Origin of the sequence: Vibrio sp. 10N.261.52.C2 (assembly GCF_041471425.1) — a bacterium.
GTDB lineage: Bacteria > Pseudomonadota > Gammaproteobacteria > Enterobacterales > Vibrionaceae > Vibrio > Vibrio crassostreae_C.
In genome coordinates this window covers 1-24,093 of the sequence record NZ_JBFROH010000062.1, presented here as the reverse complement: position 1 = coordinate 24,093, position 24,093 = coordinate 1, and the positions used below count along the sequence as shown (strand labels likewise).

Genomic DNA, 24,093 nt, shown 5'->3' with positions numbered 1-24,093 from the left:
ATAGAATTAATAAACGTCAGGGCTTAGAGAGCAAAGTATTTCGTATGAACGCGATTCGTAAAGTTTACCAGTACGCAGAACCGAATTTAACCCTCGTGGGTTGGATGGGCTTTGTCGGCTTCCCAATTTACTACATTGTGTGGGAGTTTTTGTTCCCGCAACCCTACGAAAACTTAGCGCTTCGCCTGTTTTGCTCGGTATTGTTCTTTGGCATTATATTTCGCAATCGCGTCCCATTTGAATGGCGAAAATACCTTCCGGCTTATTATCAAGTTGCCGTAACTATCTGTTTGCCAGGTTTCTTCTTCTACATGCTGCTAATGAATAATTGGTCCAACGTTTGGGTTATGTCATTCATGTCGGCTATTTTCCTCCATATTTTATTGGTGCACGTGACGAGAGTGATGTTTGCACAAACCTTTGCCGGTATTGGGATTGCTACCTTGTGCGCTTGGATTGCACAAGGCTTCTACCTCGAACTCACAATGGATTGGACGCATGTGCCAATCTTTTTGTTTATCTACTTATTCGGCAACTTGTTCTACTTCCGCAATCAGGTGGAACATGAAAACAAGGTGTCATTGGCGAAGTCTTTTGGTGCGGGTATTGCCCATGAGATGCGAAACCCTCTAAGCGGATTACTTACCTCTATTGATGTCATGCAGTCCATATTGCCGAACCCTAAAAGTGGCGATCAAAAAGGGCAATATGCGTTAAGCAATGAAGAAGTGATTCAGTTGCGTGAAGTGGGCGATGAAGCGATGGAGATCATTCATTCCGGTAACGAAACGATTGACCTGTTGCTGACTTCAATTGATGAAAACCGAGTATCTCGATCTACCTTCAAGAAGCATTCAGCACAAGCGGTGATTGAGGGTGCGATAGACAGCTTTAACTACAAGCGTTCAGCCGATAAATCAGCAATCTCTTTAGACGTACAGAGTAACTTTGATTTCTTGGGTAGCGACACTTTGTTGAAGTACGTGATGTATAACTTGTTCAAGAACGCATTCCACCATCGCAGCCCTGAAGATTTTCATATTCATGTCACCATGTGTAGTGATGAAGTGGCCAATCAAATAATGGTTACCGATAACGGCTCAGGCATCTCAAATGATGTGATTCGACGCATTTTTCAGGACTTTTATACTACTGGCCAATCGGGTAATTACGGCTTAGGTTTGCCATTTTGTCAGAAGGTAATGCGCTCGTTTGGTGGTGAAATTAAATGTCAGTCTGAAGTGGATCAATGGACACAGTTCACGATGACTTTTCCATCTTTGTCTTCCCATTCGGTGAAAGAAATCAAGAATGAACTGACTAAACTTAAGACTGTGCTAATGGTGAGTGACCAGAAAGTTCTCACCAATAAAATGACTGAGGTAGCCCGTTTTATGGGGTTTGAGCTCACGGTGTTGGATGTAGCATCTGCGCTTAAAAATAAGGAATACCAGTTCGAATTCGACTTGATATTCGTTGACATGGAGAGCTTGGATTTAAGAGCAAGTTGCCTCGATAGGATTGAATCTTTACTTTCATTCACTGAAGCTCGAATCATCTATTTGTATGAACATCACCCAATTAAACGTGTCCGAAACGTTGCTTTTGAACCTATTTGGGTGGAAACACAAGTTTGGCTACTGAATACCAAGGCGACCATTGAACGCTTACTTTTCGACTCCAACTATGTGATGCCATCAGTTTCTGTAAAACCGTTAGAAGCTACCAATAAGCGCACGATCATGGTGGTCGATGATAACGAATCTCTGCGCCGATTTACCGCGATGTTATTGGAAAAGCAGGGCTTTGATGTTGTGCAGAAAGAAGATGGCCAACAAGCATTAGACGCGTTGGATAGCGACGAGATCGACTTGATTCTGATGGATATCGAAATGCCCATCATGGATGGAGTGGAAGCTTCACGCCGAATTCGAAGTGCCAATAAAGCGTACTCTTCGGTGCCAATTATTGCTCACACAGGTGACAGTTCTCCTGTGACATTGGAAAAAATGGAATCATCAGGCATGTCAGATTTTATCGTGAAACCGGCAGACAAAAATCGATTGTTCGACAAAATTGCTCACTGGATTTGATTTGTTGTACCGTCCGGTTATCCAGCTGAGCTAGATGAATAGATGAATAGATGAATAGATGAATAGATGAATAGATGAACACAAGAAAAGAGCTCAGCAATTCGCTGGGCTCTTTTTGTATCGCGACATGATAGCGTCCATTCAGTCCTGCCGTTTATATTGATTATCGGAAGGGGGTCTTATCTTTCAAAGAATCCTGTTGTGTGAATTACCGTTACAATCACACGAATTCTAATTCCGGATGATTGTACGCTTCATGACAAACGGTGAGCACATGGTCAATATCTCTTGGTGTCATGTCGGCATTGACCGAAAATCGGATGATGTTTTTGTTTTTGCCAGTCGCAGGGCGGCAGAATACCGCACCGAACACATCACGTTCTTCTAAGAAGTCTCGCACACGCTCCGTGTTTCTTTCATTGCCGCACTCTAGCGCTACAATTTGAGACTCACTGCGGATATTAAAGCCAATTCGCTTTAGCCCCGTAGTCAGCGACTTAGCCCGATTGAATAAGGCTTCTCGTTTGTCTTCCGCACCTTTGATCACCTCCAACGTTTTCTCTAAACGAACCACTTCTTGTGGTAACACTGTTGAGCTAAAAATCGCAGGGTACGCCACAAACGGCAAGGTTTTAGACAGTTGTTTAGGGCCAAGGATTGCCCCAGCGCGGTAAGCAAAGGTTTTTGCCAAGCTAACGGTGATGAAGTCGACTTGGTTGGTGAGCCCCAATGCTTGCACTAAGCCTGCACCATTCTCTCCATGTGTACCCAGTGAATGGGATTCATCAACGACGACCGCACAATCAAACTCTTGCGCCATTTCGTAGATGTCGCGTAGTGGGGCAATGGTTCCGATTGTGCTGTAAACAGAGTCGACAACAATGACGCCTGAGCCGTGGCGTTCTAACTGTTTGCGTAGGTGATTCATATTGTTATGCATAAACGGGTGAGCAACTGCGCCGGCAGCCCGAATCCCTTCCCATAGCGACATGTGTGCAAGGAAATCAATATACACAGGTGTGCCCGGTGGGCAGATGGTTTGCAATAGCCCAATATTGGCCGCCCAGCCCGATTGAGAAAGCAAACAGCTCTCCATTCCAACATAGTTCGCAAGCTCAGTTTCGAACGCAGGTTTAGACTGATCATCTTGTAAGAAAATGGCAGACATCACCACGTTGTCATCGTGCTCACAGATCGCCGCTTGATGGGCTTGTTGGATCTGTTTGTTGTGTGACAGCGCTAGGTAATCATTGCTCTGCATCACAACGGCACTGCGCTGGGGGCGTTTACCCAATACCAAATGCTTTTGGCTTTGGTTCTGGGTAATCAGGTCTTGAATATAGAAGTTCAAGCGTTCTTCGATAAAGGAAGGTAGTGGTTTGTTTTTTGTTTTATCACTCATAATAGTTCTCTTCAAATACAGGAAAACGCCAGCGCTGACGGCTGTATATTGACGATAAAAAGTGATGTGTCATTAGCCAAGTTGCATAAATTTGTGGGTGCTTGCAAACTCAGCATTTAAGGGTTTTGAGGCGAGTGGGTTTCCTTACGATTCGGGGCTTTAACCGAATCAAGATAGGAATAATAGCCTTCTTTTTTATGACAAAAGGCTATTAAAATTCGGTGTTCGAAAGGCTTTAAAAAAGCTGATTTTGAAAGGCTACGGGCTGTTAGCTGTGAATGTGGATAAGCTCGATTAAGGCATCCAATTGCTGCTTAGTTTCACCCTCTAACGAATACCCAATATTGATGCGTAAGCAATTACTGTAAAGGTCGAGAGTGCTGAACAGGTGTCCAAGCCTAATATCAATGTTCTTCTCGGTAATGCCCTGAGCAAAGGCTGACTGGTTCAAGCTTGGGATTTGCAGCCAAAGCACCATGCCACCTTGTGGGTTACTTATCTTCACATCTTGAGGAAGGTGCTGAGACAAATAACTTAGGTATTTCTGGCGCAAAGACAAGATCTGAGAGCATCTTCTCCTGACGTGCTTAGCGTATTGACCAGATTCAATAAAGTCAGCAACGGCAAGTTGAGTAGGCAGGGCAACGCCGTAGCTCGCAACTGAGAACTGAGCCTTGTACTCGTTGATAAACCTCCCCGGCAAACACCATCCCAAACGGTAACTCGGTGACAAGCTTTTCGATACTGATCCACACCATAAGACATAGCCGCCTTTGTCATAGTATTTCGCGGGAAGTGGTGTGTGTGAGGAGTAGGACAGTTCAAGATACACATCATCTTCAATGATCGGCACTCGATATTGATTCGCTAATTCGGCAAGCCTTTGTTTTTGACCAGCCGACATATTGATCCCCTGAGGGTTCATATGAGAAGTACAAAAGATCGCGGCATCGACTCGCTTGTTCTTCAAATGCGCTTCCAGTTGTTGCAAGTCGACACCATCATCGAGCGATGGGATTTCTATGATCTGGCGTGACATCTTTCCGAGTAACTCCAGAATTCCGTTGAAACAAGGAGAGCTAATCGCAATGGTGTCGCCTTCTTTGGTACACGATTCAAGTGCAGCTTTTATCGCCGACATGCAGCCAGCCGTAATCACCATCTCTTCAGGTGAAAAGTGCACATCGAGCTTGGCGAAGTGAGTGGATAATGCCTGTCGCAACATCGGCTCACCTTGTGTATCTGGGTAATGGTTGAGCCTACTTCCCATCCGTTTAATAGCGCGACGAAAACTTCGTTCCAATTCAACGATCGACTGCTCATCATTAGTGGTGCTCGAAACCCCTAAAGGCCCATTGATTGAGTTGTGAGTCGATGACGTTTGCTTAACACTCGATATCTTACTCTCAAACTGTACCCACTCAGGCGTTGAGTGAGACGGCTTGTGAGGCGAGACAAAATACCCCGCTTGCGGTCGAGAATGTATCCAGCCTTGTGATTCCAGTTCTTGGTAACAGCTGACCACGGTCGACATGCTGATGGCTTGTTGCTTGGCCAATTGACGCAGCGAAGGCATGCGTCCGCCTTCCGGTCTTTTGCCGGTTTCTATCTCATCGATAAACTGATTGGCTAGCTTTCTGTAGATACTCATTGTCACGACCGTTGTTAACTGTACTGGTTTTTAATGTAAAAATTGTATCTGTACTGGTTTTATTGTTCAAGGGATACTCATTTAAAACAAAGGAGGGGTCAGTATGAAAAGAAATGATTTGTTGTTAGCGGTATTCGTCATGGCGATTTGGGGATTCAACTTCTCGATGATCAAAATGGGTGTGACTAATGTTCATCCGTTGTTGGCAACCGCCGCGCGTTTCTCGCTAGCGGTGATTCCAGTGATATTTTTTGTAGCGAGACCTAATGTCGCTTGGCGCTACTTAGTCAGTTATGGCTTTGTGTTCGGTGTGGGAATTTGGGGTATGGCTTCATGGTCGATCACCGCGGGTTTGTCGTCTGGGCTTTCATCGGTCTTGCTTTCAACCAACGTATTAATCGGCATGGCGGTTGGCGTGTGGGTGTTCAAGGAGAGTGCTTCCGTTCGTAAATTAATGGGTGCGATGCTAGCCATGTGTGCGTTGGCGGTATTGGTATCTGCAGCTACGGGTAATGTCACCGTTAATGGCGTGATCTTGATTATGATTGCGGCGTGCAGTTGGACCTTGATGGGCGTGATTGTTAAGGCATCGAAAACCACTCAAGCTTTTGCGTTCAATGTCTGGGGGATGCTGTTTGCTCCAGTACCATTAGTGTTATTTGCCGTGATGTTACACGGTGACCAAATTATCTGGCAGGGCATCGCACAATGGGATTGGAACACGACGATTGCGGTGCTGTTTCAGGCTTACCCAACCACGCTATTTGGTTATTGGGTATGGAATAAGCTGCTAATCCAATACCCTTTAAGTACGACCGCACCGTTAACCTTGTTAGTGCCTATCTTCGCATTGATTAGCGGTTACTTTATGTATGATGAGGTGCTGTCTGTGGCTCAGGTTGTTGCATCAATACTGTTTCTTGTCGGAATTGGTTTGATTGTGAAACCTGCGAATGTAACGAATACCAAAGCGACACAAACACTTGCCAAGCAAAAGTGATTGAAGAAAGCTGATATTGCATGAGCAGCTTTGAATGACAAATAAGACCTCGCACTTGTGAGGTCTTATTCTATGTCGAAGAAGTGAAGTTATTTAAATAACCAACTTACTAAGCAATCAACTAACCATACACGCAAGTAACTGGCTCTCAAGATCATCGTCTATTTCTAGACCGATCATTTCTATTCTGATTTCGATACACTCATCGAGTTCTGATTCCGTCAAGCCATCCTCTGTTAAGTTGTAACCGAAAACCTCAAAAGAACATAGGCTTTTATAAGTGAATTCGAATTAAATTCTGAAATGATACAAATCTTATATTTAATAACGCTTATTTAGTAACCTCTGTTGAGTCCCATATCAAATCAAGTGGCTGATTTTATTGGGTATCGGAGAAAAGTCTCAAAAATTATTATTTAGTTCGCTAAAGTTTTAAATTCTATTAATGGTTGTTTGTATGGAATATAACGCCATTTCGTTACTGTTGAGTAGATGGTTTTTAGCTATATATGTGAAATTTGAAGCGAGTTATCTTTCTGATTTGAAAGAATAATTAAATAGTTAAGATAAAAAAGTTGGCGAAAATCAGAAGCTTGGCATACACTTTCCTAGTAAATGACCTTATCTCATTGATTGAATAGGGTAAATGCTTTGGCGCTACTGGCGATGGTAGCAATGTTTAACATAGCTTTGAGGAAAGTTTTATGGCACTCACGAAGGCCGATTTGGCTGAGAACCTGTTTGAGACACTCGGATACAGCAAGCGGGATGCCAAGGAAACGGTGGAAGTGTTTTTCGAAGAAGTTCGTAAAGCGCTCGAAAATGGCGAACAGGTAAAACTGTCTGGTTTTGGTAATTTTGATCTTCGCGAGAAAAACGAGCGACCTGGTCGTAACCCGAAAACTGGTGAAGACATTCCAATTTCTGCTCGACGTGTTGTTACTTTTAGACCGGGACAAAAACTAAAGGCCCGTGTCGAAAATATTAAAATCGAGAAGTAGCCAAGCAATAGACCATGCCTAGCGTGGTCTTTTTGTATCTGCATAGAGTTTAAGCTAAACGCATTTCTTTAATTTTTAGTAACCTTTCTCAAACTCCATCTATTTACTGTCCGGTAAGAACTTGCTTTAGATGCGAAAACAGAGGCTAGGCCTCTGACTTTGAATCTTCACTCTAAAGGGCTTGTTGAACCTTACTTGCGATGTCTTCAGACACCCAAGGCTTCCATACCTGTGGTGAGCTTTCTAGAAAGTAATACATGGCTTCTTCGGCGTCGGCTTGGTTGTCTTCCATCCAGGCCAGCAACTCACTCATTTGTTTATTGGTAAAACCACGCTTTTCAAAGTATTGGTAGGCAAGAGGTTCGTTATTAGCAAAGGCTTCTGTGGTGATTGTGTGAACCGGTGCTGGTGGATACATGGTCACTTTAGGAGATTCACAATCAGGTTGTGTCGTACAGTTACGGAATTCCTCAATGTCAGTACCACTTCCGAAATCAACCTTCACCATTTCATACTTACCTAGCACAGGCGTAGGCGACCAGTAATATCCAAACCATGCTTTTTTGCGTTCGTAAGCTTTCGCTATCGTACCTGCTAAAGCGGCGCCTGAGCCGGGATCAACCATTTCAAAATTGTGATCTTCTAACTTAAGCGCATCGAACAGGTGACCGGAGGTAATCTGACAAGTCCAACCCGCAGGGCAGCTATAAAACGCAAACTTCTCATCATCTTCTGGGTGTTCAAACAGCTTTGCGTTTTTAATCACACCTTCAATGGTTGTAAGCTCTGGGTACTGTTCAACAAGGTAGTTTGGTACCCAGAAACCTTCTTCACCGCCGTTGACCAAAGACTTGCCCGCGTAACGTAGACGCTTATCCGCAACACCCTTATCCAACGCTTCTTTGATGCCATTAGTCCAAAGCTCTGGCGCAACATCAGGTTGACCTTTTTCAATCATTGACGTGCCCGTAGGGACGCTATCACCGGGGATTAAGTCCGCTTCACAGCCGTAGCCGTTATTCAAAATGAATTGGTCGACATGAGCAATAGGCTCGCCGAGTTCCAGTTCATGTCTGCAATGGTGATCTTTCCGCATTCGTCAGCACTAGCGTGTACAGAAAACGCAGCAAGTAGCGCGATGGAAAGCATGGATTTGTTATTCTGCATTGACGTAATTCCTTTTCTTGTCAGAAGCTTATTCGCTATAGAAACAGAAATGTTCGACGGAGAAAAGAGACTGAGATCTAAATTTAAACGATCTGATTATTTGGGATAGGAAGTGGAGAGGCTACTCAACAAGTACTAAAAAGGGCTGCGAGTGCAGCCCTTGTGATGTTTATTGGAATAGCCTATCTATGTGTTAAGCCGCTTTAATGTGCGTTGTAATGTACGGTTGCCATGCTTGTTGGTAAAGCTCTAAAGATTGGCGTCGTAGGCTATTGATTTGTGCCGCTTCGATATCGTTGATTGGGCGATGTTCTGCAATTGCGTGACGCTCAATACCTTGGATAATTTCGTACAGCTCGTGCTCAGGACCACTTTTCACATCAGCAATCGCTTTTAAGTGAAGTTGAACCTCTGCAATGATGTTGGTTTTAGGCAAACGAACCAACAAGTTAAGGTCACGGTAACCAGAGTCAGCCGGCGATTTAAACTTATTTTTCAGCTTAACAACGTCTGCTTCACGGCTTAGCGCTTCGTAAACTTCAACCAAGCTCTCTACATCGTTCGCGATGATAGTTGCACGGGCTAAGTCGGTAATTTTTGTCACATCACCATCAAGCTCAAGGGCGATTTTTTCTTCTGCGCGAGCTTGAGATTTAACGCCAGCAAATAGCGCTTCAGAATTGGTGAGTAGGGCAGTACTTTTACAGATAGTTTCTAGTTCAGCTTGGCCTTGATGCGCTTTGCTGTACAAAATATCGAAGTCGGTGTAAGGCTGAGTCGGGCGTGAGTCGAAGGCTTTGATGCCGTAAAGGCCGCTCAAACTATGACGGAATACGTTTGAAGATACTTGGTTTTGCGCAGGAGTGCGCGTTTGATCTGTTGAACTTGTTGAAACAGGTGCTGCTGCGAATGCAGGCGCTCGGCTCAATACCAAAAGCATTAGGGCCGTCGTACGGAGAAATACACTCATTCAAACTCCAAAATACAAGGTTACAAAAAACGGGTAGTCAAAAGGGGTAACCAGTAACGCACAAGAGTAAAAACAGCTTAACTAATTTCACTACATATTAAATGAGGCTAGCTAAGACAGAAACCAATTCTAACGTTTAATATTGCTTTAAAATGTGAAGATATAGCCAAATAACCCAACCGTTAGTTCCGCAATTATCAGAACTTTGAACTTAGCCAGTTTCTGATTTTATCGAAATCAATTTAGTACTTTAAACCAAGCTAAGGTTGCTCTTACCTCTCTATACTGTACCCTTGCATTATGACTGTTTAACATGAACGAAAGATGAATAATCCTGAATTTTGGCACAATAAATGGGCAGCCAACCAAATTGGTTTCCACCTCGAAGATGTAAACCCACTTCTGATTAAATTTTGGGAAAAGACTGAGCCTAGCTACGAGAAGAGTGTGTTTGTTCCACTTTGTGGCAAAAGTGAAGATCTGATTTGGCTAGCTTCAAAGCATGAAGATGTTCAAGGTGTCGAGTTAAGCCAGATTGCGGTTCGCGCATTTTTTGCAGAGCACCTTTATACCCCGACGGTGACTCAAATCAGTGGTCAGCACGAGCTCTACCAATTCGATGAACTGAACATCTACACGGGCGATTACTTTTCAGCGCCAATCCAACCTGTCGATACCATTTATGATCGCGCGTCTTTAGTCGCATTGCCTGAAGAGATGCGAGTGCAGTATGTCGAGCGTTTGAAACAACTACTGAAACCGGGTGGTAAGATTCTTTTGGTAACACTGGATTACGACCAAAACGAAATGGCTGGGCCTCCGTTTAGCGTACCTAAGTTAGAGATTGCTCAATTGTTTGCAGGATACAAAATTACATTGTTGAATCAAGATATAGCGAACGATGAACATCCGAAGATTGCTAAGAAAGGCTTGTCTCGCTTCTGTGAAGAAGTGTATTTGATTGAGTCAGACGCTTAAGTTCAGTCTGCTTAGTTAAGCGAACAGATAACACCAACAAAAAGACGGGCTCGATAGCCCGTCTTTTTATGGTTCAGATTTGAACTCGTGATTGTTCAGAATTGAATAGCAGGTTAGTAAATCACTTTTACTTTTGACGCGCTCTCAATGGCATCTTCAATCGCTGTTTCTGTGCTGTTACGACGAGTAAGCGCCACACCTAAACGACGGCGACCATCGATATCAGGCTTACCAAACAGGCGAACTTGTGTTTGTGGTGCGTCTAGCGCCTCTGTAAGACCTTCAAAGCGGATATTCGTTGAAGTGCCTTGGCCAAGGATAACCGCTGATGCACAAGGGCCGTATTGCGTGATAGATTTGATCGGCATACCGGTAAACGCGCGTACGTGCAGTGCGAATTCCGATGAGTCTTGAGACATCAATGTTACTAGGCCTGTATCGTGTGGGCGAGGGGATACTTCGTTGAAGATAACGTGATCGCCTTTAACAAACAGCTCGACACCAAAGATACCGTGGCCACCTAGTGCATTAACCACTTGTTCAGCCGTGTATTGCGCGGCTTTAAGTGCGTTGTCTGACATCACTTGTGGCTGCCATGATTCGCGGTAATCACCGTCTTCTTGGCGGTGACCGATAGGCGCACAGAAGTGAACACCGTCGACTGCGCGAACGGTAAGTAGCGTAATTTCGTAATCGAAGTCGATGAAGCCTTCAACGATTACACGACCCGCGCCAGTACGACCGCCTTCTTGTGCGTAGTCCCAAGACTTCTGAATGTCTTCCTCTGTTTTGATAACGCTTTGGCCTTTACCTGAAGAGCTCATTACTGGCTTAACAACGCAAGGCATGCCCACGAATTCAACAGCGGCTGAGAAATCTTCAAAGGTGTCTGCGAAGCGGTAAGGTGAAGTGCTCAGTTTGAGTTCTTCTGCGGCTAGACGACGGATACCTTCGCGGTTCATCGTTAGCTTGGTCGCATTCGCAGTTGGAACGACATTTAAGCCTTGCGCTTCTAGCTCTACCAACTTGCTGGTGGCAATAGCTTCAATTTCAGGAACCACATAATCTGGCTTTTCTAGTTCAATGATCGCTTGAAGTGCATCGCCGTCTAACATGTCTAATACATGGCTACGATGCGCAACTTGCATCGCTGGTGCGTCTGCATAACGGTCACAAGCAATAACTTCCAAACCTAAACGTTGGCACTCGATAGCAACTTCTTTGCCGAGTTCACCTGAACCTAATAGAAGTACACGAGTAGCATTTTCACGAGTAGCAGTACCAAACATAGAAATTCCTTCCGATCTTTTGAACGATTGATTGAAAACGGGGTGATCATACTTATTTCAATGACAAAAGCAAACGTTTGCGCAAGTTGTTGCTTTAATTACAGGCATAAAAAAAGCAGCCCTGTTAAATAGGGCTGCTTATTTAAATTTTTGTTAATCAGATGTACTTAGATTGCTAAGTAAGTCACTGGAATGTCGGGATTAATCGCTTCTAATGTAGATTGCGTATCCGCTAGGTGACTGATGCTACCTTCTGCGATTTCAACCAAAGCAGCACTTTCAATTTGTTCGAAATCGAAGCCAGCCAGTTTAAGTTGAATTAACGCGACTTGCAGAGGTGGTAGGCTCGGGTTGAACGCTGCATTTTCAGCGTAAGCTCCCGTAAAAATTTCACCTGACGTCAGTTGTAGTGAAACACCACTTAGGTTTTTGGTGTAAGGAGCATGGCTGCGGTTTAGTGCTGCTAGCGCTTCTACAACAATAGGCGTTGTTTCTTCGGTCGTGTATTTATGATCAAGCTTTGTCATTAGGCCAGTTGTCACACCTAAATCAGCAGGGCCGAACGAGTCTGGCAGGTACTCTTGCAGAGACATTTCATCACGTTGTGGAAGCTGAACTTTAAGTTCTTTTGCTGTTGTCAGTTCGTTCATGAATTGACGACAGTGACCACAAGGACTGAAGTTGATGGTGATATCAGAGATACCTTGCTCGCCTTTCATCCAAGCGTGGCTGATTGCAGATTGCTCAGCGTGTACTGTTTGGCCAAGTTGAGCACCAGCAATTTCAAGGTTTGCACCAAAATACAGAGTGCCAGATAAACCACGCACGATTGCACCAACATAAAAGTCAGATAACGGAGCGTAAGAATAGGCTGCGGCAAAAGGAAGTAGCGCAATACGTAGCTCGTCATCCGCTAAACCACTTGCTTGCAGTAGGCTAGCAAATTGTTCTGGAGACAATGTCGCGTCAAAGTTGTCTGCTAATACGATGTCACTCAAAAGTGCTTTGATTGCTGTTGGAGCACTTTCCAGCGCCAGGGTAATACGACTGTTCATGTTAAATCCTTAATTGACCTTAGGCTTTAATTCTATGCAATGCTCAGGAATTTTCTGTGACTTTGATCACTACTGCGTTGTTGTTGTTACATTGGTTTGCATAATTAGAGTGAGGTCACAGATGAAATCGATTGCAAGAGTAAAAACTACCATTGATATCCCACTTATTGGCCTAAACAGGGCGCGATTTGACTGCTATTGCCGAGTAATTGCGAGAAAAAAGCCCAAGCTATCACTGAAATAATCAGGTTATGCTTGGGCTTATTGATATCTGTAACGCCTAAAAGTCGCGAACCAGTGAGTTTAGCTATTTACCAACTCATCTATTAGAGCGCGTATAAACTGTAATCAAAGTGGTTAAGAGTAGAACCAAACCACAAGCGAAAATATACTCGGCGCGATAATCGAGGTAATGACGCCACAGAGCACAAGCGCCAAAGAACTGAATGCTGCGTCTTCCTGATTCTTTTCAGCACAAGTTGCCGTACCTAAAGCGTGAGACACGGTACCCATGGTTAAACCACGGGCGATCGGGCTCTTAATACCAATGAGGTTGTAGATTGGGTAAGCAAAAATTGCCCCAAATAGACCCACAATCAATACCAGTATTGCCGCAATCGCTGCTTCACCACCTAAATGGCTCGATACTTCCATTGCAATTGGCGTGGTGACTGATTTGCCTAACAAGCTCGCAATCAAAGTTAAGTCCGCTTTAAATGCTACTGCGATCACTGCCGATGTTGTCATCGACATCACACTGCCTAGCGTGCACGCAAAGGTAATGATGCGCCAGTTGGCTCTGATTTGAGGTAGCTGCTCATAAAGTGGGTAAGCAAGTGCAACAACCGCAGGCTGCAGCATGTAGGTAATCCAAGTGTTGTCAGCATAGTAAGTCTCAAACGGTACTCTAAAGAACGTGAGAATCGGAATGATGATACCAATGCTGATAAGCAGGGGGTTACACAGCGGCGAGTTTACTTTTTGACTTACCCAGCGAGCAAATAGGAATACCACGATGGTGAGTAGAATCCACATGATCAGTTACCTCTCGAAAGCAAGCGGTCTAAGAACCATGATAAGGATACTAACACCAATAATGTGCCACCAACGGCGCTCGCCATAATTGGCAATGCGTTCGCGATGAGCATGTCGAAGTGATCCATCAACCCAACACTGATCGGAACAAACAGTAAGATCATTAGGCGGATAATCAAGCTTGCGCCGGGTTGTACCCAGTGCGAAGGAACAATACCAATCACCATGGCGGCAAACAGAATCAACATGCCAAAAATACTGCCAGGGATTGAGGTATCCAAAAAGTGCTGTAACGCGTTACCTGCTGTAAGTGCACCTATGATTAAGGTGAAGGAGATTAAGCAGTAAACCAGTTGGATCAATCTTTCTTTCAAAGTGTTACGTCTCTTGATAATGGAATTAGCTAGCTAACTTTTCTACGTATTGATAAACCGCCTTCAAGATAGCCATTTTCTTCTCGTCGCATTCATGTTCATGCGCGAGGTTTTCAAGGTTTAGCATGTACTCTTCTAAACGGCTTTCATAAAACTCACGACAATGGTTCGCCCATTTCAATTGCTCAGCTTCGTCGAGCGTCCATGGGAAGTTACGCGCACGGTAACGGAACAGTAACGGTTTAATACGTTCATCACCGAAGGTGATATCTAAAGCTGCCAAGTTATTTGGGTCAGTTTCGCGAATGATGTTCATCGCTGTTTTATCAGCAGGTGAGAAGAAACCGTCATAAAGGTGTGTATAAACATCATCACTCTTTTCGTACTCTCGCTCTTGTGAGTACAGGCCGATCAGTTTTTCGCGGATCTCTGGGTGTTCGCGCAGCAGTGCCAAGTTCTTCAAGCATTGTTGGCGATCAATACCGATGGTTTCGGCATTTTCAGCCGTCAGCGTTTTGGCTGGAGCAAGAATAGGGCACTTGTTCAGTTGAACCAATTTGATGGGTACGGGTAGCTCGTCTTCACCCAGTTCACTGCGTTTGGTGTAGAGTCTGTCTCTGAGTTCATCAGCGTCCAGTTCTAACAGTGGGCTTGGATCTTTGGCTAAATCAACCACGATAACGGCATTTTGATTGGTTGGGTGCCAAGCCATAGGCACAATCCAACTTGTGTAGTTGCAGTCACGGCCAAACATGCCCGAAACGTGCATCAATGGTGTCATGTTTACGATATCAACCAGATCATTCAGCTTACGCTTATGACGCATGTTGTAAAGGTAATCGAACATCTTAGGTTGCGCAGCTTTCAGCTTCTTCGCTAACTCGATGGTCGCAATAACATCGGCCATCGCATCGTGCGCGTTCTCGTGTTCAATGCCGTTTGCCACAGATAGGTGTTCCAGTTTGAAGCTTGGGTAACCTTCTTCGTTCTCTGGCCAAACAATGCCTTCAGGACGCAGTGCGTGAACAGCGCGCATTACATCTAACAGATCCCAACGAGAGTTGCCATTCTGCCAGCTCCACGCATATGGGTCGATGAAGTTTCGGTAACAGGTGTAACGCGTTACTTCATCATCAAATCGAATACTGTTGTAGCCAAGGCTTGTGGTGTTAGGTTTCGCTAACTCAGCATGGATCTTAGCGATAAACTCTGGCTCAGGGAGACCTTGTGAAGCCGCTTTTTGTGGTGTGATACGGGTGATCAGTGCAGCTTCAGGCGCAGGGAGGTAATCAGCGGGAGGTTGGCAATAGATAACCAGAGGCTCTCCAATAACATTGAAATCTTGGTCGGTACGAACACCCGCAAACTGACTCGGACGGTCTTTTGCTGGGCTAACGCCCCATGTTTCGTAATCGAAAAAGAAGTAGGTTGGCTGATTATCTGAACTCATTGAATTTCCTGAACAGCAAGCGCGGAACGTTTACTGTGGCTGAAGGTTAGTTTTGTTCAGTATCTGATAGTATGCGGTACGCGTGCAACCCAGATCACAAATAAATTGCCGGAAAACGGTGCTTTACTATTCAATCGAGTCAGTGGGGAAGGTTTTGAAACCAATTGAGGCGGTTTCTTAGTTAATACAATCTGTCTATCGTCCGTTTAATCCGATGGAGGCGAGAGTATCAACTGGACTTTCTGTTTCATGGTCAACTCTCGGTTCTTCAGATCTTTGAATATGGCCTTCCATTCTTGAAAGGTGACCACTATCGGATTAAAACTGTTTACGGGTTTGGTGACGCCGTAACGCACGGTTTCAACTTCAGGTTCGAACGTACCAAACAACTTATCCCAAATGATCAAAACACCGGCGTAGTTCTTATCGATGTATTGCGGGTTTTTGCCGTGATGTACTCGATGATGCGAAGGGGTGTTAAAGATGTATTCAAGTGGTCCCAAGCTTCGTATCCATTGTGTATGGACAAAGAACTGCAAACCTAGATTCAGAAGCACCACAAAGATGACCCATTTAGGGTCAAAACCTATGATGACCAACGGTACCCAGAATAGCCACATCCCAGCAAGTGGGTACATTAAGCTTTGACGGAAAGCCGTACTGAAGTTCATCTGTTCTGAGCTGTGGTGCGCGACGTGTGCTGCCCACATCCAGCGAACACGATGGCTTGCTCTGTGGAACCAGTAATAGCAAAAGTCTTGCAACACCATCAATACAACAAAACTCAGCACGCCCATTTCAATGTCCATTAAGCGCCAACCAAACATCCAGAGATACAGCTGCACGACCAATAACCCGGTGAGCAAATCGGAGAGTTGATGCATTCCCGCCAGCGTGAAATTACACATCACTTCTGAAAGCTTATAGCTGGAGTTATCAGGCAGTCGACCTTGCTTCTGACCGATAAAATACTCAGCCAACATGCACACCACGAACAAGGGCGCTAATACCAGCAGTAGCCATTCTGGGTAATTGATTAATGCGTCGATATTCATGTTTTATCCTTGTTGAGACGCCATACGCGTTCTTAGTATCAAGTTTACTTAGACTTGCTCGCCTGAAATTCAGTTAGCAAAATTTCGCTACCAGCGAGCAAAGTGATCTTCTGTTAGGCCAAGAACACCATCGAGTTGATGTGTCACTCCATTGTTGTCTTCAATCGAGCCAGAAAAGTGACCAATGAACTGACGAAAGTTACTTTTTAACAGCCATAAATTGAGCTTTTCGCTGCGATTATTTAAGGGCGTAAAGGTCAGGTTTATACGTCCATCTTGTGATGTTATCTGCCAAGGTAAATTGGTGTCTTGGCGACTAAACGCAAACTGTACCGGGTTAAGTAAGTGCCGAGTTCCATTGATCCATAAAACGTTCTCGCAGCCTCCGGTTTCATTGACGCCTGCTGCGAGGTTCAAGCCAATATCTGTCCCATTGGATTGCGTGTTGATGCTTGCCCAGCGCCAACTGGTTTCACGTCTCATGTAACCCGCTGAAAAGTCATAACCGGCACGAGCTTGTTCGAGAACGAGTGATTCTCCCTTGATTTGGATTTCACCGCTGATGCGCAAAGCATTGTGCTTTTGGGTGTAAGTCCAACCTGAATAACCCGTTGGGCTGCACATCGCCATGGGCAAGCTGTCGGTTTCAGGCTCTAAAGAAATATCGGCCTTGATGAATTTCGTATTCAAGCGAACTCGCCATTGTCCGCCCTCGATATAGAAAGCAATGCTTTGATCTGCAATGCTTGTCTTTCCTTCAAATGGTGAAGGCGTTACATGCTTATCAAACCCTAATGGCCTCAACCAAGATGACTCTTGCAGATGGTTGTTTTCTATGTCGTACAGATAACAAAATGCCGAGCCTAAGTAGCGAATATCCGCGATAGCGACGCCGATAATGTGTGTGTCGGTGACGATGCTGACAAACTGGAATTGCTTATAGTGGAAGTGCTTCTGCCAAGGGTTTGCTTTTGAATCCATCGAGTTTCGGTAGTCAAAGTTCTCGATGTTTAGGTGTTTAAGGATCCCATCGAAATGCCCAATGATCGGCTGACCATTAGAATTAATCAAACTGTGTGGGGCTGGGTTGGTTTTTATCATTGCGATGGTTCACATTAATTTAACAACTAAAGCCATTGTGCGATGAGTAGCGTAGAATTGGGAGGTCATATTCGGACAAGAGCGCGTTACCAATCACGATTTTGTCAGTAGTGTTGTTGAAGCTGAGTAGTCATGTTTATGGGAATGGGCTCGATATAAGGAGAGACGATTGGAGATTATCGCGGAGTATAAGCCGACCGGACATCGGCATCAGTTGGGTACATTAGATATCGCGCTGCTGTTGAATACGCTAGAGCAACGAGGTATCGATATTGAAAGGCTACTCAATGATGTGGGTTTGCCGAACATAGATTGGCGAGACCCGAATGGAAAGCTGACTTACGCTGATAAACTAGCGTTATTTAGCGTGGCGAATCAGAGCTTTCCTCACGATGGCTTAGGGCTTTGGCTGGGGGAACACGCTAGCTTGAGCCACTTTGGTGTGTTGGGTTATGCGCTATCTACCAGTCAAAATGTCGGGGAGGCCATCAAGTCGGGCTTTAAATATCTGCGCCTGAACGGTCCTATTTTCTCGGTTAAATTGTTTCTAGATTCCGAGCATGCAGTGATTCAGATTGAGAACACCTTGGAAGTGGGCGATCTGCTCCCTTTCTGCAGTGAGTATTTCTTAAGTTCCATCGTCTCTTTGTTCAAAGAACTGACTGGTCATGAGCTGGATATTCACACTTTGGCTTTGCCTTATGCTCGTCCCAATTACGCTAAGCTCTATGACGACCGTTTCCAGTGCCCTGTAGTTTTTGAGCAGAGCCATTGTGAATTGCGTTTTGATGCCTCGGTTTTATCACAGACCTTATTGACTCATGATGCCGCGACACTGAAGCGCTATCTTGCGTCTTGCCAGTCGATAGTCGAAACGTTGGACTCTGAGCATCTGCTGACTAATCAGATCAAAACGATCTTTTATCAAACCGCAGGTAGTTTCCCGAATATTGAACAACTCGCGGATGAGTTTGGTTGTAGCTCTCGTACACTCAGGCGAGAGCTAGTGACCCATGAATCCAGTTACCAAATATTGCTTACCGAAGTTCGAGTGGAGCTGGCCAAAGAGCTATTACTCGGCACAACCATGAGCATTGATGACATCGGTGAAAGGCTCGGTTATAGCGACCCTGCAAATTTCAGAAGGGCGTTTAAAGGTTGGCTCAATAAAACGCCCGCTCAGTTTCGTGATGGTTTAAGTTAAGGCGTTACTTGCTAAAGAACTGCTCCCTGAAATCGGTGAATTGCTGTTGATAATAACTGTCCCAATCTTGTTGAGTCCAAGTGGCATAACTTGATGAGCGCTGAGAGTCTAAGGTTGCTTTGAGCTGATCCAGTTGCTCGTGATAACTCATCACGGTTTGTTGCTGTTGTGCGACTTGTTGTTCTCGCGCGGCAATGTTGCTGGCCTGCGCTTCATCTAAGTAGGCATCTTGAAGGTCGGCTTTGACTGATGCTACTTCAGCAGGGCTATAGCTGCTGGGTATCAAAGATACTGCCAGTTCATATTTTTGAAGCTGTGTTTCGGCGTTTAACGTGCCCGTATTGTTTTGCCATTCACTAAGCAAATCTTGATAGTTGGCCAAAAACTGGCTCGCTTCGTTCTTTTCAAGGGTGTTAGCGTCAAGCGTAAAATCCAGATGAGCAAACTGGTCAGCGAATAGCTGGTGGGCCAACTCTCCCCATACTTGTTGTGCAGATTGCTTGAATAAGGCAACACGATCTTCAAGAGTCTCTATGGATTCAAGTGGGATAGTGCTTTGTGTTAATTGCCAGTCAGCCGATAGCTGCGGATAGTCGCTCAGTAACTCAAACCATATGCCCGGCAATTCTGATTTCAATCGTGCGAGTTGCTCTGCGCAGTCATCGCGTTGTTGGCAAAGCTTCCAGAACCCATCGAGTTCATCGAACAAAGCCTTGCCTTCAAGCTCACTCAAGTTTTCAGCAAGAATTTTACCGTCCAGTGCTCCAGCTTGGGCTTGATTGCTGTGCGATGCGGAGTTTTCCGAACTAGCGGTTGCAGTAGGCGTGGAATTATCGTCATTAGTTGTCGTAGAAACACGCGGCTTAGGTTCTGTGTGTTGAGCAGAAGATAGCGCTGTTTCGTTCGTTTTTGATGACCACGAATAGCCAATAATACTCGCCGTTAAGACGAGCATTAGGGTTAATATAACTCGATGCATTATGCGTTCACCGAGTTACTTAATGACGGCGCTAACAGGGAAGTGGTCTGAAAGGTTGTAGTGCTTCCATAACTCACTGCTTGTTGATCTTGGGACATCCACACGATTGTCGTTATGAGCTTTGGCGGCATATTCCGAGCTCACTACCACATAATCGAGATACTCAACGTTTTCACCACCCGACATAGGTTCACCCGCAAAGTTGTTGATGCGTGGGTCAAAGGTAGAAGCGGTGTAACCTGAGTAGGTTGGTTCATCAGCCTGCAGGTTAGCGAACATCTGTTGGTAGTCGTCTGGGAACTTGAGCTTGTTCACGTTGAAGTCACCGCTGTAAACCACAGTTTCTGATGCCGGGATATTCAGAGACTGCGCCAGTGCACGCATCTGCTTGAATTGACGTTGTCGGTAATCACGAGCGGTGTCCGTATCGAATGATGCCGTGTGGGTACCGAAAACATGGTAAGCCTGACCATTCTTGATCACTTCCGCGTAGTTAACACCTTTATCAGCAAAGCAATCTGTGCCCGTACAATCAGGGAAAACATACTGCGCTTCATTAACGATAGGATAGCGGCTGACAATGATCACACCACCGTCGTATATGTTAATCCCATCTTTATCGAGCATTTTAGTTTGATAAGGATACTCTTTCGCAAGCTCACGCAAGAACTCATCTCTGCCGTTGGCAAACACCTCTTGAAGCGCCAACACGTCATAGCCCTTTACATATTGAGGGAGTAGGTCATAGCGGTCACCAATATGTGAAGCGATGGCAGGCAGCGCCCAGATGTTGTAAGTCATGACCTTGAGTGTATTGGCATCCGGCTCTGGTTGCTCATCCACTTTTGGTGGGGTGATGGTGTAATAAATATCATCATAGCGCGCTGTAGAATCGGCTTTGAGGGCTAGCTCTGCATTGACCCCGAACGCATCGGTTGTGCTGCGATGAATATTACGATCGTCATGCAATGTTAGGTTGACGTCTGCGGCACTCAAACCATGTTGCAGTGTCGAGTTATACCAATGTCCCTTCATGGTTTGGTTGAGCGTGACACTTTCGCCCACAGCGTTTGATACCACAGTGTCAAACTCATAGGTCTTCCCAGATTTCACACCAGTCCAGCGGTTGAAACTTATCAGCTTCTTCGTCTCCCAAGGACCAATCTGTTCAACATGCTGTTGCCACTCATCACCGAGTTGAAGCAGGTCGGTACCAGTGTGGTTGGCTTGAATGGTCATCACTTGATTGGTGTTATTGGTGAGATACACGTCGGTGTCTGCGATCGCAGAGGTCGAAGCGATTGATGTGGATGCCACAAGTGCAGCTAACCAAGTCCATTGAGTTTTCATCGTTTACATTATCCTTATTGATTGATGTTTAGAATAACGTAGTCAAGAGTTATGACATTGGAGTTATAACTCTATGGCATTTATTCAAATATGAGATATATGACAAGGTTTTATAAAATTGATCAACCATTGAAAATTAACATATTGTCTTATCGGAATGATAAGTGGTACGCGCGCGAATGATAGGGTCAGTTAATGCTTTCGAGTCGGTGGAACAGCCAATATTGGCGTGCTTAAGTGAAAACTGTGTGTCGCGGTAAAGTGGAGGTTGTGAGCAACAAGAAGGGAATATGGACACAGCTTAGAGCTATCAGCATAAATTTTGCGATTGTTCTGTAATTTACTCTTGTTCAGTAAACAGAAACCTCAAAAACAGGTATGATAGTGCCGTTTTTAATCCTGAACTGGGAAAGTCATGGCAAAGTTAACACTCCAAGAGCAGATGCTTAAAGCTGGCTTGGTAAATGAGAAAAAATTAAAGAAGGCGAAGAAAGGCTCTAAAAAGTCTCGCGTTCAGTCTCGTGAAGCAAAAGCGGCAGCTGAAGAAACTAAACTGGCGCAGCAAGCGAAAGACAAAGAGCTAAACCAACAGTTGAAAGAACAACAGTTGAGCAAAGAAATTAAAGCTCAAGTGAAGCAACTGATTGAGATGAACAAGATCGAACAGAAGAACGGTGAGATCAAATACAACTTCACCGACGGTACGCTAGTTAAATATCTTTACGTAGAAGAGCTGACTCAAAAGCAACTAAGTAAAGGCATTCTAAGTATTGCTCGTCAAGGCGAGAGCTATGTTGTTATTCCAACAGCAGTAGCGAACAAGATTGCTATGCGCGACGAAGAATCTATCGTTGATACGCAGGCAGGTAGCACAGACGAAGTAGACGAAGATGACCCGTACAAAGACTTCGTGATCCCAGATGATCTAATGTGGTAATCCGTTTTACCTAGCTCCATTTTAATGGTTAGCTAAGTTTACAGGATCTAAGAATGCAGCGAACAATCACTCGATTGGCGCTGCATTTTTTTTGGCGCGAAATGACTTCAACAAATCTTGAATAACGCTTAGTGTTCTGACATGCCGTAAACAAGGCTATCGTTGGCACTTGCATGATCGATAAAATCGGTATTAGCGCGCTGTTCGTGTTGGTCATAGCCATCGAAGTAACAGTCGCCAATTTCATTGCGCGGGCAAACGTGAATGTGGTCTTTGATGACCAGTTCGGTAGAGCAGCATGGGCAGTGTTTTACATGTCCAGTGAGTACCGTAGATCGATTTGGTTTCATACATCCTCCTGATAGGCACTGTAATCTGATTGCCAATTTGCACCCTAAGTTACGCAAATTAGTGTGTCGTTATGATTTCATTTTTAAGTCAATGAAAAACGATTCAGAAAGTGAATACTTAGCGGCTAATACAGATGTATGACTGAGAGAATGTAAGACGAATCAAGCCCAGAGCAGACGCAATGGGCTTGGAATAACAGCTGAAACTTTCTATGGGCTTATGGCTGCATTGGGGTAAGCGTTAGCTGAGCGCTGTTATAACCCAGTTGCGCTAGGGCTGCAGGGTCGAAGTCAGTCAGAACCTTGATGTCACCAGCGTAGTAGGGTTTGTAATCGCCTGAAGGTGTCATGGCGTTAAATGAATCAATAGAGTGCTCGGTACCAATATCGATCATTCCAGAATATTGTGACTCCGCACTAAACTGGCCTGAAACATAGGTGTAGAAAGGACGGACACTGGCACCTGCGGCGTACTGCATGCTACTTAAACCATTGGTGTTGATTGCCCAGCTCCAATCCCACCATTTCATCTCTCCAGGAATATAACGGTGATCCCATTGGTAGCGGATATTGGCTTGATCTTCGCTGGTGGTTCCCATGGTAAAGGTGTGAGAGACCGTCGGGCGGTTTGTTGGGTGTGAGCTTAGCGCATTGCCGCTATAACGAAGGAAACCTGTGAAGTTCACGTCGTAACTCATGCTGGTTTTGATACGGTATGGGTAAGTGATGGTAGAGCGTAAGAACTCTACTTGAAAAGGAAGTACTGAGTGAGCAGGCACGGTGATGATGGCTTCCAGTTCTGTTGGTTCAAAACGAGCACCACTGTTGGTATCGGAGAAACGTTGGCCATCTTCTAGCGCTACTCTTACTTCTGTCTTTCCAACTTGTGGCCAATGAAAGGTTTCATCAATGACGACTGAATCAGCAAGGTCGAAGCGTTGGGTTTTACTCCATTGTGTGGATTGCTCAAAATGAAGGTCAACGACGATTTGTTTAGACTGATCGTCGTCATTGATTGCATAAGCCGAGACGGTTTCAATCAGTTCTTGGTCGGTCTCTGTCATAGAACCGTGTAAAAACGATGTGTTATCGAGCGTGTAAGCGAAGTTATCAACAGTGATGCTTGTCTTCTCATCACAGCGATCACCGGCACAGCTTCCATCGTTATTGCCTTTAATCTCCCAACCATTGTTAAGCGGTTTTATTGCCATGTCTTGGCCGACGTAACGCGCGCTATCGCCTCCAACCCAAGCGTAACCGAGGTTATGGGCCAAGTAACTCAGTGGCCTGATAAAGTTCGTGTTGTCGCTGACTAAGGCGCGTTGAATATCAAGGTTATTGTTCGTTTCGATAGCTTGCGCTTCGTAGTAAGGCAGGCCTGCGTCTGGGGTATTGGGGTAGCACCAAGTATTGTCACTTGGTTGTCCTTGTTTGATGAGCCCGTGGTAGCCAGACCCCATGATCACCCAGTCATTTTTAAGGCCAGCAATGTCCCACACATTCATGCGAGATAGTAGGGCGGTTTTGTGTTCTTGAGCTTCTGTATTACTGAGCGGACGATAATCGGAACGGCAGATATCTTCACCGAGGTTATCCAATACGATTTGGTCTGAATATATCTTGGCATGAGTGGGGCTTTGTTGCGTAATTAA

At 45.0% G+C, this 24,093-nt stretch carries 20 protein-coding genes and 2 pseudogenes; 6 read left to right on the top strand and 16 right to left on the bottom strand.

Annotated features, from left to right (window positions below; all coding sequences use genetic code 11):
• Positions 1 to 44: 44 nt before the first annotated feature.
• Positions 45 to 2,093: an ATP-binding response regulator gene (locus AB4307_RS20350; RefSeq protein ID WP_372133239.1), complete on the top strand. Its 2,049-nt coding sequence runs from the start codon at positions 45 to 47 to the stop codon at positions 2,091 to 2,093.
• A 220-nt stretch (positions 2,094 to 2,313) separates the two neighbouring features.
• Here AB4307_RS20350 and cqsA read toward each other — a convergent pair whose 3' ends face one another.
• Both cqsA and AB4307_RS20340 read right to left on the bottom strand, forming a co-directional pair.
• On the bottom strand, positions 2,314 to 3,495 hold the full coding sequence (cqsA, locus tag AB4307_RS20345; protein WP_372133237.1) for an alpha-hydroxyketone-type quorum-sensing autoinducer synthase: 1,182 nt from the start codon (positions 3,493 to 3,495) through the stop codon (positions 2,314 to 2,316).
• 268 nt (positions 3,496 to 3,763) lie between these two features.
• Entirely contained in the window at positions 3,764 to 5,146 is a 1,383-nt protein-coding gene (locus AB4307_RS20340; RefSeq protein ID WP_372133235.1) for an aminotransferase-like domain-containing protein, read from the bottom strand.
• Between the two features lie 103 nt (positions 5,147 to 5,249).
• Here AB4307_RS20340 and AB4307_RS20335 point away from each other — a divergent pair, with 103 nt between their 5' ends.
• The gene (locus AB4307_RS20335) at positions 5,250 to 6,146 is read left to right on the top strand and encodes an EamA family transporter (protein WP_372133233.1); all 897 of its coding nucleotides are present in this window, start codon (positions 5,250 to 5,252) and stop codon (positions 6,144 to 6,146) included.
• A 117-nt stretch (positions 6,147 to 6,263) separates the two neighbouring features.
• Here the strand turns inward: AB4307_RS20335 and AB4307_RS20330 are convergent.
• Positions 6,264 to 6,401 (bottom strand): annotated as a pseudogene (locus tag AB4307_RS20330) (GTP-binding protein); the annotation flags it as partial.
• 449 nt (positions 6,402 to 6,850) lie between these two features.
• Here AB4307_RS20330 and ihfA point away from each other — a divergent pair.
• Positions 6,851 to 7,147 (top strand): integration host factor subunit alpha, encoded by a 297-nt coding sequence (ihfA, locus tag AB4307_RS20325; protein WP_004734853.1) that lies wholly within the window; start codon positions 6,851 to 6,853, stop codon positions 7,145 to 7,147.
• Positions 7,148 to 7,319: 172 nt separating this feature from the next.
• Here the strand turns inward: ihfA and AB4307_RS20320 are convergent.
• A pseudogene (locus AB4307_RS20320) lies at positions 7,320 to 8,314 on the bottom strand (ABC transporter substrate-binding protein).
• Between the two features lie 193 nt (positions 8,315 to 8,507).
• Positions 8,508 to 9,284: a RelA/SpoT domain-containing protein gene (locus AB4307_RS20315; RefSeq protein ID WP_017059130.1), complete on the bottom strand. Its 777-nt coding sequence runs from the start codon at positions 9,282 to 9,284 to the stop codon at positions 8,508 to 8,510.
• A 324-nt stretch (positions 9,285 to 9,608) separates the two neighbouring features.
• Here AB4307_RS20315 and AB4307_RS20310 point away from each other — a divergent pair, with 324 nt between their 5' ends.
• Complete coding sequence (locus AB4307_RS20310; RefSeq protein WP_372117441.1) at positions 9,609 to 10,262, top strand: thiopurine S-methyltransferase; 654 nt, start codon at positions 9,609 to 9,611, stop codon at positions 10,260 to 10,262.
• 113 nt (positions 10,263 to 10,375) lie between these two features.
• Here the strand turns inward: AB4307_RS20310 and purT are convergent, their stop codons facing one another.
• The 7 genes from purT to AB4307_RS20275 form a co-directional block, all read right to left on the bottom strand.
• Complete coding sequence (purT, locus tag AB4307_RS20305) at positions 10,376 to 11,551, bottom strand: formate-dependent phosphoribosylglycinamide formyltransferase (RefSeq protein WP_017059132.1); 1,176 nt, start codon at positions 11,549 to 11,551, stop codon at positions 10,376 to 10,378.
• Positions 11,552 to 11,718: 167 nt separating this feature from the next.
• Entirely contained in the window at positions 11,719 to 12,606 is an 888-nt protein-coding gene (cdd, locus tag AB4307_RS20300) for a cytidine deaminase (RefSeq protein ID WP_065676922.1), read from the bottom strand.
• A gap of 357 nt (positions 12,607 to 12,963) precedes the next feature.
• The gene (locus tag AB4307_RS20295) at positions 12,964 to 13,641 is read right to left on the bottom strand and encodes an LrgB family protein (RefSeq protein ID WP_372133231.1); all 678 of its coding nucleotides are present in this window, start codon (positions 13,639 to 13,641) and stop codon (positions 12,964 to 12,966) included.
• Positions 13,642 to 13,643: 2 nt separating this feature from the next.
• Positions 13,644 to 14,015, bottom strand: coding sequence for a CidA/LrgA family protein (locus AB4307_RS20290; protein WP_004734867.1), 372 nt, complete (start codon positions 14,013 to 14,015; stop codon positions 13,644 to 13,646).
• A 25-nt stretch (positions 14,016 to 14,040) separates the two neighbouring features.
• Positions 14,041 to 15,465: an exodeoxyribonuclease I gene (gene sbcB / locus AB4307_RS20285; RefSeq protein ID WP_372133228.1), complete on the bottom strand. Its 1,425-nt coding sequence runs from the start codon at positions 15,463 to 15,465 to the stop codon at positions 14,041 to 14,043.
• A gap of 206 nt (positions 15,466 to 15,671) precedes the next feature.
• The gene (locus AB4307_RS20280; protein ID WP_372133226.1) at positions 15,672 to 16,520 is read right to left on the bottom strand and encodes a sterol desaturase family protein; all 849 of its coding nucleotides are present in this window, start codon (positions 16,518 to 16,520) and stop codon (positions 15,672 to 15,674) included.
• A gap of 87 nt (positions 16,521 to 16,607) precedes the next feature.
• The gene (locus tag AB4307_RS20275; protein ID WP_017070924.1) at positions 16,608 to 17,621 is read right to left on the bottom strand and encodes a DUF2804 domain-containing protein; all 1,014 of its coding nucleotides are present in this window, start codon (positions 17,619 to 17,621) and stop codon (positions 16,608 to 16,610) included.
• 169 nt (positions 17,622 to 17,790) lie between these two features.
• Between AB4307_RS20275 and AB4307_RS20270 the strand changes: the two genes are divergently transcribed.
• Positions 17,791 to 18,825 carry an AraC family transcriptional regulator gene (locus AB4307_RS20270; RefSeq protein WP_017070923.1) on the top strand — a complete coding sequence of 345 codons (1,035 nt, stop codon included), beginning with the start codon at positions 17,791 to 17,793 and terminating at the stop codon, positions 18,823 to 18,825.
• A gap of 4 nt (positions 18,826 to 18,829) precedes the next feature.
• Here AB4307_RS20270 and AB4307_RS20265 read toward each other — a convergent pair whose 3' ends face one another.
• Both AB4307_RS20265 and AB4307_RS20260 read right to left on the bottom strand, forming a co-directional pair.
• Positions 18,830 to 19,780 carry a chromosome partitioning protein ParA gene (locus AB4307_RS20265; protein WP_372133262.1) on the bottom strand — a complete coding sequence of 317 codons (951 nt, stop codon included), beginning with the start codon at positions 19,778 to 19,780 and terminating at the stop codon, positions 18,830 to 18,832.
• 39 nt (positions 19,781 to 19,819) lie between these two features.
• Positions 19,820 to 21,154 carry a sphingomyelin phosphodiesterase gene (locus AB4307_RS20260; RefSeq protein WP_102427807.1) on the bottom strand — a complete coding sequence of 445 codons (1,335 nt, stop codon included), beginning with the start codon at positions 21,152 to 21,154 and terminating at the stop codon, positions 19,820 to 19,822.
• A gap of 415 nt (positions 21,155 to 21,569) precedes the next feature.
• On the opposite strand from AB4307_RS20260, the gene AB4307_RS20255 reads away from it, so the two are divergent.
• The gene (locus AB4307_RS20255; protein ID WP_010441213.1) at positions 21,570 to 22,091 is read left to right on the top strand and encodes a DUF2058 domain-containing protein; all 522 of its coding nucleotides are present in this window, start codon (positions 21,570 to 21,572) and stop codon (positions 22,089 to 22,091) included.
• A 128-nt stretch (positions 22,092 to 22,219) separates the two neighbouring features.
• Here AB4307_RS20255 and AB4307_RS20250 read toward each other — a convergent pair whose 3' ends face one another.
• Positions 22,220 to 22,441 carry a hypothetical protein gene (locus AB4307_RS20250; protein WP_017059142.1) on the bottom strand — a complete coding sequence of 74 codons (222 nt, stop codon included), beginning with the start codon at positions 22,439 to 22,441 and terminating at the stop codon, positions 22,220 to 22,222.
• A 218-nt stretch (positions 22,442 to 22,659) separates the two neighbouring features.
• Positions 22,660 to 24,090 (bottom strand): aerolysin family beta-barrel pore-forming toxin, encoded by a 1,431-nt coding sequence (locus AB4307_RS20245; protein WP_372133259.1) that lies wholly within the window; start codon positions 24,088 to 24,090, stop codon positions 22,660 to 22,662.
• Between the last annotated feature and the right edge of the window lie 3 nt (positions 24,091 to 24,093).

Coding starts and splice junctions, on each gene's coding strand:
- AB4307_RS20340 (WP_372133235.1), bottom strand. CDS start 5,146: ATGAGTATCTACAGAAAGCTAGCCAATCAGTTTATCGATGAGATAGAA.
- AB4307_RS20295 (WP_372133231.1), bottom strand. CDS start 13,641: ATGTGGATTCTACTCACCATCGTGGTATTCCTATTTGCTCGCTGGGTA.
- cdd (WP_065676922.1), bottom strand. CDS start 12,606: ATGAACAGTCGTATTACCCTGGCGCTGGAAAGTGCTCCAACAGCAATC.
- sbcB (WP_372133228.1), bottom strand. CDS start 15,465: ATGAGTTCAGATAATCAGCCAACCTACTTCTTTTTCGATTACGAAACA.
- AB4307_RS20350 (WP_372133239.1), top strand. CDS start 45: ATGAACGCGATTCGTAAAGTTTACCAGTACGCAGAACCGAATTTAACC.
- purT (WP_017059132.1), bottom strand. CDS start 11,551: ATGTTTGGTACTGCTACTCGTGAAAATGCTACTCGTGTACTTCTATTA.
- AB4307_RS20260 (WP_102427807.1), bottom strand. CDS start 21,154: ATGAAAACTCAATGGACTTGGTTAGCTGCACTTGTGGCATCCACATCA.
- cqsA (WP_372133237.1), bottom strand. CDS start 3,495: ATGAGTGATAAAACAAAAAACAAACCACTACCTTCCTTTATCGAAGAA.
- ihfA (WP_004734853.1), top strand. CDS start 6,851: ATGGCACTCACGAAGGCCGATTTGGCTGAGAACCTGTTTGAGACACTC.
- AB4307_RS20250 (WP_017059142.1), bottom strand. CDS start 22,441: ATGAAACCAAATCGATCTACGGTACTCACTGGACATGTAAAACACTGC.
- AB4307_RS20255 (WP_010441213.1), top strand. CDS start 21,570: ATGGCAAAGTTAACACTCCAAGAGCAGATGCTTAAAGCTGGCTTGGTA.
- AB4307_RS20315 (WP_017059130.1), bottom strand. CDS start 9,284: ATGAGTGTATTTCTCCGTACGACGGCCCTAATGCTTTTGGTATTGAGC.
- AB4307_RS20265 (WP_372133262.1), bottom strand. CDS start 19,780: ATGCTCGTCTTAACGGCGAGTATTATTGGCTATTCGTGGTCATCAAAA.
- AB4307_RS20280 (WP_372133226.1), bottom strand. CDS start 16,520: ATGAATATCGACGCATTAATCAATTACCCAGAATGGCTACTGCTGGTA.
- AB4307_RS20310 (WP_372117441.1), top strand. CDS start 9,609: ATGAATAATCCTGAATTTTGGCACAATAAATGGGCAGCCAACCAAATT.
- AB4307_RS20335 (WP_372133233.1), top strand. CDS start 5,250: ATGAAAAGAAATGATTTGTTGTTAGCGGTATTCGTCATGGCGATTTGG.
- AB4307_RS20275 (WP_017070924.1), bottom strand. CDS start 17,621: ATGATAAAAACCAACCCAGCCCCACACAGTTTGATTAATTCTAATGGT.